Here is a 10,261-nt window from a genome sequence, read left to right as displayed (position 1 = left end):
CCGAATTCAACTGCCGTGACAATGCTCTACACCCACTTGTTCATTCACCCTGCCAAGGCCTGGCGCATGCTTCGTCTGCCTGGCCATGGCATCGGCTCTTGTGATCCCAAAGGCACAGGAGAACGATGTTGCTTCCCGGGCTATACAACAATCTCGCCGGGTTTTACCACGCCGGCATCCCCTGCAACGTTCAATCTCCCAAAGTTTCGGTGCGGATTGCCTGTGCCGGCGAGGCCTCGAATGTTCCGTTCCGTACAGGATTTCGTCCTGCACCGATGAGGAAATCAGGCATGATCGTGCAGACGATCGGTTCGGCAACGGCAGCGAGGGCCCTATCGTGATCCGCACCGCCTTAGCCCGAATCGCACTCGGCGCAGGAATCCTTGCGGCCGGCCCAGCCTGGGCGGGCGAGATCACCGGACCGGGATTTCGGGCCCTTCCGCCCCACTGCCCGCTCCACGCTCCCTGCGACGACCGGCAGGTCCAGCCCTTCGAGGGCAGTCTCGGCCGGCCCTGCGGCTATCGCTGGCGACCGACTCCGTCGGGAACGCGCAAGGTCCGGGTCTGTTTCTGAGCCTCAGGCGGGCGGCGGATCATCCGAAACGGCCGCCGAATCGCACCATGCCACGCCCATTCACCGCCATCGCCCTCCTCGCCCTGTTCTTCGCGTCGGTGGAGGCGAGGGCTTTCGAGACCTGCCCAAGCTTCTTCGCCGAGGGCCGGGCGCCCGAACTCGTGAACCCGAAGCTCTCGGCGAAGACGACGCCGCTCTGCTACGAGGCCTTCGCGCTCCTGCACTCGGGGGAGACGCGCACCCCGCTCTACGCCGCGGAGCGGCTGACGCGCCAGGGCATCGCTGCCGCGCGGAAGATCGACCGGGACGATGCCTTCCACGAGGAGGACAGGCTTCCCGAGGCTTCGCGCGCCCAGCTCGAGGATTACGTCCGCAGCGGCTTCGATCGCGGTCACATGGCGCCGGCCGGGAACATGCCGACGCACAAGGCCCAGGCCGAGTCCTTCACCCTGGCCAACATCGTGCCGCAGGCGAGGAACCTGAACCGGAATCTCTGGGCCTCGATCGAGGAGAGCGTGCGTCGGCTGGCGAGCGAACGGGGTACGATCTTCGTGGTGACGGGTCCCATTTTCGCTGGAAATCCAGTGGAACTGATCAATGATCGCGTCCTCGTCCCGACGCAGGTCTTCAAGGCGATCTACGATCCCGAGCGCGGCGAGGCGGCCGCCTACCTGGCTCCGAACCGGGATGACGGCGACTGGCAATCCGTCTCAATCCAAAGGCTTGAGGCGCTGTCGGGCCTTGACGTCTTCCCGGGCCTGCCCGAGGCGATGAAGGCGCACGGAATGGAGCTGCCGGAGCCGCGTGCCTATGGTGGCGGCCGCGACCGCCCTCGCGAGGAATCCTTCGAGGCGTGGGCGAGGAACGAGCTTTACCGGTTGGCGAAGCGCCTGTGGCGCAACCTCCTGCGTTCGATCTTTTAGGTTTCTTGGAATTATCGTTTCGAAGCAGCCTGCTGTGGGGACTCTCTCGCATGATGCCTTCAGACCAGTATCCGTCTCGCCGCCTGCCGTGAGGAGAACGCCAATGCCGCGCGCCGGCAGAACCGAAGCGACCTTCACGCCCTTCGCCGACGATGCTGGCATCCGCAGCATCGGTGGGCTCTCGATCGAGAACGGCACAGACAGGATCGCCCTGCACGGCAGTCTCGATATCGGCCTCGACCGCAGGGGCCTCGAGCAGGTCAGGGCGCTGAAGGAAGCGGTCGACGCGATCGCCGCCGCCCTCGAATCCGCCGAGCTGCCCGAAGCGGTGACGGAGGCGAGGCGGCCGACCCGGACGGTGAAGAACCCCTTCGCCTGAGCGCGGCGCGATCGGGCGGCCGACGTTCTTGCGGGGCCGGGGCCGCCCTGGTACTCGGACGCAACACTCTGAAAGCTAATCGGATCGACGCGAGCGACGGCCGGCGGCGCCCTACGGCCGCCCCCTCGGGACGACGCGCGACGAGTCCGATCCATGGAAGGACACCAGCGATGGCCCGCGAATTCATCTACCACATGCGGGGCCTGACCAAGGCCTATACCGGCGGCAAGAAGGTCCTCGAGAACGTCAACCTGTCGTTCTATCCGGATGCCAAGATCGGCGTGCTCGGCATCAACGGCTCGGGCAAGTCGACGCTCCTCAAGATCATGGCCGGGATCGACAAGGACTGGACTGGCGAGGGCTTCGTCGCACAGGGAGCGCGCGTCGGCTACCTGCCACAGGAGCCGCAGCTCGATCCGAACAAGTCGGTGCGCGAGAACATCATGGAGGGCGTGGCCGAGAAGCAGGCGCTGCTCGACCGCTACAACGAGCTCGCGATGAACTATTCCGAGGAGACCGCGGACGAGATGACCGCGCTCCAAGATAAGATCGAGGCAGGAAACCTCTGGGAGCTCGATTCCAAGATCGACCAGGCCATGGAGGCTTTGGGCTGCCCGAGCGACGAGCAGCCCGTCGCGACGCTCTCGGGCGGCGAGCGCCGCCGTGTCGCCCTGTGCAAGCTGCTGCTCTGGGAGCCCGAGTTGCTGCTCCTCGACGAGCCCACCAACCACCTCGACGCCGAGACGGTGAACTGGCTCGAGGGCCATCTGAAGCAATATCCCGGCGCGATCCTGATCGTGACCCACGACCGCTACTTCCTCGACAACGTGACGGGCTGGATCCTCGAGCTCGACCGCGGCCGCGGCTATCCCTACGAGGGCAACTACTCGGCCTGGCTCGTGCAGAAGCAGAAGCGCCTGGAGCAGGAGGGCCGCGAGGACATGGCCCGTCAGCGCTCGATCAGTCGCGAGCAGGAATGGATCGCCGCCTCGCCCAAGGCCCGGCAGTCGAAGTCGAAGGCCCGCATCACCCGCTACGAGGAACTCGTGGCGAAGCAGAACAACAAGGTCGACGCCTCGGCGCAGATCGTCATCCCGATCGACGAGCGGCTGGGCAACAACGTCATCGAGTTCGAGCATCTCAGCAAGGCCTTCGGCGACCGCCTGCTGATCGAGGACCTTTCCTTCAAGCTGCCGCCAGGCGGCATCGTCGGGGTGATCGGCCCCAACGGCGCTGGCAAGACGACCCTGTTCAAGATGATCACCGGCCAGGAGAAGCCGGATGCCGGCCGGATCGAGGTCGGCGAGACGGTGAAGCTCGGCTACGTCGACCAGTCGCGCGACGCGCTCGATCCGAACGCCACGGTCTGGCAGGAGGTCTCGGGCGGCAACGACATCATCTATTTCAACAAGCGCGAGATCAATTCCCGCGCCTATTGCGCGGCCTTCGCCTTCAAGGGCGGCGACCAGCAGAAGAAGGTCGGCACGCTCTCGGGCGGCGAGCGCAACCGTGTCCATCTCGCCCGCACGCTGAAGGGCGGCGCCAACGTGCTCCTCCTCGACGAGCCGACCAACGACCTCGACATGGAGACTCTGCGCGCGCTCGAGGATGCGCTCGAGGATTACGCCGGCTGCGCCGTCATCATCAGCCACGATCGCTGGTTCCTGAACCGCATCGCCACCCACATCCTCGCCTTCGAGGGCGAGAGCCACGTCGAGTGGTTCGAGGGCAATTTTTCGGATTACGAGACCGACAAGAAGCGCCGGCTCGGGCTCGATTCGATCATTCCCAAGAAGCTGAAGTACAAGAAGTTTTCGCGCTGAGGCGATCTCCGGCGGGGCCAGGATCTCGGGTTGACCATCAAACGACCCTTGTCATTCCGGGGCGCCCTCAGTCATGAGCCGCGGACGCGGCGCTCCATTCGCTGGACCTCGGATCGGTTTCCGCTGACACGCCAGGCGTCCGGGACAGGGCCGCCGACCCGCCTCATCGAACGTGCGGCCTGAGCGGAAGGGCGGAACGGGAACGGTTAGGCTTGTCCGGTGTTTCTGGCCGAGTTCGAACCGGAGCCCCAGCCTTGCACCACCCGTTCCTGCGCAGCGTCCTGGTCGTGGCGACCCTGCTGTTCGGACAGGCCGCCACCGCCCAGGTCGTCGAACGGACACCGGCGCCTGCGCTCGCCGAGGAAGCCGAGCCCGGCCCACCCCCGCCGCTGCCGGACCTGTCCGATCCCAACACCCGTTCGGCCGAATCGCTCGCCGAGCCAGGGATCGAGTCGCCGATCCCGAAATCGCTGCGCAGTTCCGGCACCAAGTCGGGCGGACCGGCCAACGACCTCAACCCGAGCGGCCGCCCGCAGGAGCCGCCGCTTCCCGGCGGCTCGCCGTTGGACGCCGTGTCGGGACGGGACCTCTATCACGGCAATTATTGCGGGGTCGGGCAGCGCGGCGAGGGCTTGGCCCCGACCGACGCCCTCGATGCCGCCTGCCAGCGCCACGATGCCTGCTACGCGGCGGCCGGCTACCGCTCCTGCGCCTGCGACCGGACCCTGAGGCTCGACGCCGCCATCGTGTCCGAACGGCCGACCGTCTCCCTTCAGGTCCGGCAACGCGCCCTGAGCGTCGCGGAGGCCGCGGAGGTCATGGGCTGTCAGGCGCCTTGACGCTCGCGCCCTGAGGGTCAGGCCCGCGCGCTGAGAGTGAGGGCGTCGCGCAGGTCGGCGGCATCCGTCAGCTTCCGGCCCCGACGCCGCAGATCGGCGAGCAAGGCTCGGTCTGGGAACGGACAATAGGGCAGGACCGGCGGACGCTCGCCCTCCGGCATGCCCGTATCCGCGATCGTCGCCAGCACGCCATCGAGCAGGAGGCGGCCTCGCTCGTGCAGCACCACCGAGGCATGCGAGGCCGTGGTGCCGGCAGGCAGGGCGGCCGCCTCCCGCGCCAAGATCGCGCCGGCATCGATCTCCACCGCGAGGCGGTGCACGGTAACCCCGAAGGCGGGCTCGTCCTCGGCCAGGGCGTGGATCGTCGGCACGGGCCCGCGATGGCGCGGCAGCAGGCCGGGATGGACGTTCAATCCGCCGAGGCGTGCGAGGCCGAGGGTCTCGGCGGAAAAGATCTGGTCGAAGTGGAAGGCGAGGATGAGGTCCGGCGCGTGGCGGCGGAGCATCTCCCCCACCTCGGCGCCGTTCACGTCGTCGACGACGAGGGTCGGAATACCGAGCTTGGCGCAAAGGGATTTTACGGGCGTGGCCGCCGCCTGCCCCGACGTGCCGGCCAAAAGCTGCGTCAGTCCCGCCAGCGGCGCCAGCAGGTCGGGCAGGCCGAAATTCACCGCGAGATAGGGCAGGAAGGCCGGTCCCGAACGGGCGAGGTGGCGGCGGACTTGGCCGGCGAGGCCACCCGAACCCGGCCGCTCGGCATTCGAGAGGCCGACGAAGGCGATCTCGTCCGCGTGATCGGCCACGAAGCGGCGCACGGCCCACGCGTTCGGCAGCGCCTCCAGCACGAACAGCGCGAGGCGGGGGCCCGGCATCAGCGCGCCGAGCGCATCTTGAACGTGAAGCCGCTCATGCCGAGCCGCCGCAGGCGCTCGGGCAGGAGGGCGGCGCCGCGCGCCGCGGCGGCCAGCGTCTTGGGAAAGGCGACGATGTCCTCGTCGCGCTCCAGGCCGCGGGCGATCCGGATCGCGGCATCGTCGGCGCTCATCTCCATGGGGCGCCAGCCCTCGTAGCCGCTGCCCATGGCGGTCTTCACGTAGCCCGGCGTCACCACGTTCATGCGGACGCCGTGCCGCTTCAGCTTGGCCCTGAGCGCCAGCCCATGGGCCAGCAGCGCCGCCTTGGTGCCGCTATAGGCGGGCGCATCGGGCAGCGGCGCGAAGGCGGCGAGAGAGGAGATCAGCGCGATCTGCCCCCGTCCGCGGGCCACCATCAGGGTCACGGCGGGCAGCGCCACGTTCAGGGCGCCCATGAGGTTCACCTCGACGGTCTCGAAGGCCATGGCCTCCGTTTCAATCCCGCCCGTCGGGTGCCCGCCATTGATGCCCGCATTGGCGATGACGAGGTCGAGAGGGTGGGCCGCGTCGCTCGCCCGGAGCCAGGCCGCCACGGCCTCGCGGTCGCGCACGTCGAGGCATTGGCAGGCGACCTGCGCACCCTTGGCCCGGCAGGATTCCGCGACACTCTCCAGGCGATCGGCGCCGCGCGCGTTGAGCAGCAGCGTCGTGCCGGGCGCCGCGTAATGCCGGGCGAGCGCCGCGCCGATGCCGCTCGACGCGCCGGTGATGAGGATGACGGGCATGGCGCCTTCGCTGCTGATCCGGCCGGTGGCATAGCCGAGGGCCGCCGGGTGATCGAGCCTTTTCGCGCGCGCCGGTCCGGCCCCGCCAACTTGACGTGGCGCGAGCGATATCGGTACGGCAGACCCGGTCGCTCGGGGCCGCGGATGCGCGGCCGGCCTCGCGACGTGCCGCGGACAGGCGGCGCCCCGGAGCGGGCCGGACCGCCCGGGCAGGAGATCGATGCGGATGGATCAAGGCAAGGTGAAGCGGCTGTGGCCGCGCACGCTCTCGCCCGAGGTCGCCCCGCCCGAGCAGCGCCGCGCCCCGCGCCTCGCCAGCGAGCCGATGTCCCGCCGCGTGCGCCAGACCGACCGCTGGACCGAGGGTTTCCTGCGGCTCGAAGGGGCCGCGACCGAGCGGGCGCTCAGCTACATCGTCGACGGCCTCGGGGTCTATTACGACGCCACCGCCCCGAGCGAGCTCGAGGTCATGCTGGAGGAGGGCGGCTGGGAAAGCCCCGCGCTCATCGCCCGCGCCGAGGCCGGCATCGGCGAGCTGCGGCGGATGGAGATTTCCCTCGACAACGATCCGCGCCGCTCTTGCCTGGAGGACGCCCTCGGCGTCGAGCGGGAGGCCGGGACAAGGCGCGTCGTGATCGTCGACCAGCCCCGGGGCGATCCGGCGATCGGGTTCGGCCTCGCCGGCGAGGCGCGCTTCGCGACGATGCTTGAGACGGCCCTCGTCGAGAACCCGGGCGCCGAACTCGTCGTGGTGATGGATCCGGCCGCGCATCGGCATCCGGGACGGGGCCATCTCGACGCGCTCGCCGAGGCGAAGGGCGCGCGGGTCGTGCGCGACCCCGTCACCGCCTGGTCCCTCGTCGGGGCCTGCGACGCGGTCTACGTCGTGACCGCGCATGTCGGGTTCGAGGCGGCGTTGGCGGGCCTGCCGGTGGTCTGCTTCGGCGTGCCCTTCTATGCCGGCTGGGGCTTCACCGACGACCGCCTCCACCTCGCCCGTCGGACCCGGCCGCGCAGCGCCGTCGAGGTCTTCGCGGCCGCCTATCTCGTCGCCTCGCGCTATTATGAGCCCTACGAGGGCGAGTCCTGCAGCTTCGAGGAAGCGCTGGCGATCCTGGGACTCGCGGTGATCCGCGCGCGGGAGAATGCCGTGCGCACGCTCTGCCTCGGCTTCCCGTCCTGGAAGCGGCCCTGGGTCGCCAAGACCCTGGCCTCACCCGGCAGCACGCCGAGCATCGCGCCCAAGGGCAAGGCCAGCGTCTCACCGGACGACCTCGAAGGCTTCCGTCGCGTCGTGGCCTGGGCGAGCCGGGCGCCGGCCGAGGTCGGCGCCGCCTGCGCGCGGGCCGGCGTGCCGCTACTGCGCATGGAGGACGGGTTCCTCCGCTCGATCGGGCTCGGCGTCGCCCTGCGGCCGGGCGCCTCCTACGTGCTCGACGCCACCGGCATCTATTACGACGCGACGAGCCCGAGCGACCTCGAACGAATCCTGCAGGAGGAGCGGTTCGACGAGGCGCTCCTGGAGCGCGCCGCGCGGCTGCGCACGGCCATCGTGGAGGCGCGGATCAGCAAGTACAATGTCGGCGCGGCGCCGATGCCAGCCCTGCCGTCCGGCCGCCCGGTCGTTCTCGTCGCCGGCCAGGTCGAGGATGACGCCTCGATCCGTCTCGGGGCTTCGCGGGTGCGCACCAATGCCGAGCTTCTGCGGGCGGCGCGGGAGGGGAATCCGGGTGCGCTCATCGCCTTCAAGCCGCACCCCGACGTGGAGGCGGGATTGAGGCCGGGCCGCGTTTCGCCCTCATACCTCGCGGCCCTGGCGGACGTGGTCCTGCGCGACGTCGCGGCGCCCGACGCGATCGAGGCGGCGGACCGGGTCGAGGTCATCACCTCCCTCCTCGGCTTCGAGGCCCTGCTGCGGGGCAAGCCGGTGACGACTCACGGGCTGCCGTTCTACGCGGGATGGGGGCTGACCGACGGCGAGACCTCCCCCCGGCGGACCCGCAAGCTCGACCTCGACGCCTTGGTGGCCGGCGCCTTGATCCGCTACACGCGCTACCTCGATCCGCGGACCGGGCTGCCGTGCCCGCCCGAGGTGGTGGTGCGGCGCCTGGCCGATGGCGATCCCGGCCTCGCCCGGCGCGAGCGCACCCTGGAGGCCGCCCTCAAGCAGGTCTGGTCGATCGCGTTCCGGCGCCTTCTGCGCCGGGGCGGCTAGGAGGCCGGTCCCGATCAGGCGCCGTGCAGGCTCTCGAGGCCGAGGGTGGGTGCCTCGCGCGCGGCTTGCGCGCTGCGGGCGGCCCGCGCCCGCACTTCGAGCCAGGCGCCGTCGGTAAGGTCGAGCTTCGCCGCGGCTGCCTGGACGGCGTGGTCGAGCCCCTCGCGCTTGTAGTAGACGCCACGGATCTGGATGTTGCCGACGATGGCCTTGACGAAGGCGTCCCAGAGCTCGGCCTGCGGCGGCGCCCCCTCGGTCCAGAACCGGTCGAGGCTGCCCTGGAAGGTGAGGCCTTCGATGTCGTAGACGGCCTGACCCAGCGTCATGATCGGGGTGCGGGCGCGCATGGCCCAGAGCCCCACCGTGCTGTTGACGGTGACGACGCCCTTGGATTTCTCGAGGAGCTTCGGCAGGTCGCCGCCGTCGAGGTAGTCGACCCGGTCGGCGACGCCCCACTTCTCCGCGGAGCGCCGCACGATGCGGCGCCAGTTGCGGATGCCCGGATCGAGGGGATGGACCTTGACCATCAGGCGGGAACCCTCGGGCGCATGGGCCGCGAAGGACGAGATCACCTCGTGGATCGGCGTCTTCAGGTCGAAGAAGGGCGAATAGGCGCGCAGCTGGAAGTCGTTCTCCATCTGCAGGGGCAGCACGTAATAGGGCGTGCCGGCGGCCTGGACCTCGGCGATGCGCGCATCCGCCTTCGGACCCTCGCGGCGCGCCTTCAGGATGTGCAGGCCGGTGCCGAGATATACCAGCGCCGGGTGGTGGAGCTGGTGCGAGCGGTAATGGGGGTGCAGGAACCACAGCCAGTTGCTGAGGAGATGGTAGGCCATGTCCCAGATGACCTGGGTGGTGAAATCGTCCTTGAAGCGCGGCTTGAGGTCGAGGGGCGGGGCCTTGCGGGCGAGCTCCATGATCGCTTCCGGATCGCGCGGGAAGCAGCTCTCGCCGGACATGCCGTTGCGCTCGAGCGTGATCCAATCGGGGCGCAGGTAGCCGAAATCGGTGACGGTGACCTTGATGCCCCGCGCCTTGGCCGCCGTGATCGCGACCTTGTGGTAGAAGCGCTGCTCGCCGAGCAGCACGATGTCGGTGACGCCCTCGCGATCGATCAGGTCGGCGATGAAGGCGGGCCAGGCGTCGCGCCGGCCCTTGAAGTTGATCGCGCCCGGACGGCGCCAGAACAGGCGGTCACCGAAGCAGAGATTGACCCGCAGGCAGCGGTGGCCGCGCTTCTCCAGCGTGTCGGCGATCTCGGCGAAGAAGGGCGTGATCGGACCTTGCAGAAACAGGAAGACCTGGCGAGCCGGGCTCGGACGGGTCTGGCCGAAATCCTGCGGAAGGTTCGATGTCATACGCGCACCCCATCGATGTCGGATCCATCGAGGGACCCGCGTACCGGCCTCGGCTCCTCGTCGAGACTATCGGTCCCGACCCGAGCGGCAATGTCTCCACCGCAACACCCCGAGCTTTTCCGCAGCTTCGTGGATCCATCCACGGGCCGCGCACCGCTTCTTAAGGTCTTGCCGATCGAACCCGGTCGAATCGCCGCGTCCGATTTGCCGGTGCGCGTTAGGAACCCTGATGGTGGCAGGATCAAGGTCGGCGCCCGGCGGAATCTCAAGCGTGACCGTGTCACGATACGGACGCAATGATCCGCGACCAACCCGCAACGGGGCGGAGCGGTTGGCTACGGCCCGGCCGGGGTTTATCGACCCTTAAACCGTTCCCTGCGATTGAACGTATCGTTGCGTAGAGTCCCGACCCTCAGTGATGGCTGGCGGCGGGCGGAGGATCACGATCTTGCGGGCCTTCGGACTGTCCATCCTGGCGGCGACGCTGCTCTCCGGTTGTTCGACGTATTTG

The 10,261-nt window shown here is 69.1% G+C and carries 8 protein-coding genes; 5 read left to right on the top strand and 3 right to left on the bottom strand.

What is annotated here, in order from left to right:
• The first annotated feature begins 621 nt into the window (after positions 1-621).
• The 4 genes from MFF55_RS24735 (at position 622) to MFF55_RS24720 (ending at position 4,538) form a co-directional block, all read left to right on the top strand.
• On the top strand, positions 622-1,497 hold the full coding sequence (locus tag MFF55_RS24735) for a DNA/RNA non-specific endonuclease (RefSeq protein WP_238246775.1): 876 nt from the start codon (positions 622-624) through the stop codon (positions 1,495-1,497).
• Between the two features lie 103 nt (positions 1,498-1,600).
• A complete protein-coding gene (locus tag MFF55_RS24730) occupies positions 1,601-1,876 on the top strand; it encodes a hypothetical protein (protein ID WP_238246774.1) in 276 nt (91 codons plus the stop codon).
• 170 nt (positions 1,877-2,046) lie between these two features.
• Entirely contained in the window at positions 2,047-3,699 is a 1,653-nt protein-coding gene (ettA, locus tag MFF55_RS24725; RefSeq protein WP_238246773.1) for an energy-dependent translational throttle protein EttA, read from the top strand.
• Positions 3,700-3,953: 254 nt separating this feature from the next.
• The gene (locus MFF55_RS24720; protein ID WP_238246772.1) at positions 3,954-4,538 is read left to right on the top strand and encodes a phospholipase A2 family protein; all 585 of its coding nucleotides are present in this window, start codon (positions 3,954-3,956) and stop codon (positions 4,536-4,538) included.
• A gap of 17 nt (positions 4,539-4,555) precedes the next feature.
• Here the strand turns inward: MFF55_RS24720 and MFF55_RS24715 are convergent, their stop codons facing one another.
• Together MFF55_RS24715 and MFF55_RS24710 are read right to left on the bottom strand one after the other, a co-directional pair.
• Positions 4,556-5,410: a formyltransferase family protein gene (locus MFF55_RS24715; protein WP_238246771.1), complete on the bottom strand. Its 855-nt coding sequence runs from the start codon at positions 5,408-5,410 to the stop codon at positions 4,556-4,558.
• Entirely contained in the window at positions 5,410-6,177 is a 768-nt protein-coding gene (locus tag MFF55_RS24710) for an SDR family NAD(P)-dependent oxidoreductase (protein WP_238246770.1), read from the bottom strand. Before MFF55_RS24710 ends, MFF55_RS24715 begins: the two co-directional genes overlap by 1 nt.
• Before the next feature lie 226 nt (positions 6,178-6,403).
• Here MFF55_RS24710 and MFF55_RS24705 point away from each other — a divergent pair, with 226 nt between their 5' ends.
• Positions 6,404-8,392 carry a capsule polysaccharide biogenesis protein gene (locus MFF55_RS24705; protein ID WP_238246769.1) on the top strand — a complete coding sequence of 663 codons (1,989 nt, stop codon included), beginning with the start codon at positions 6,404-6,406 and terminating at the stop codon, positions 8,390-8,392.
• A 14-nt stretch (positions 8,393-8,406) separates the two neighbouring features.
• Here MFF55_RS24705 and MFF55_RS24700 read toward each other — a convergent pair whose 3' ends face one another.
• Positions 8,407-9,750 carry a capsule polysaccharide biogenesis protein gene (locus MFF55_RS24700; RefSeq protein WP_238246768.1) on the bottom strand — a complete coding sequence of 448 codons (1,344 nt, stop codon included), beginning with the start codon at positions 9,748-9,750 and terminating at the stop codon, positions 8,407-8,409.
• Positions 9,751-10,261 lie beyond the last annotated feature (511 nt).

The organism is Methylobacterium iners, from assembly GCF_022179305.1.
GTDB classification, from domain to species: domain Bacteria; phylum Pseudomonadota; class Alphaproteobacteria; order Rhizobiales; family Beijerinckiaceae; genus Methylobacterium; species Methylobacterium iners.
This window is presented reverse-complemented; position numbering and strand designations above follow the sequence as displayed.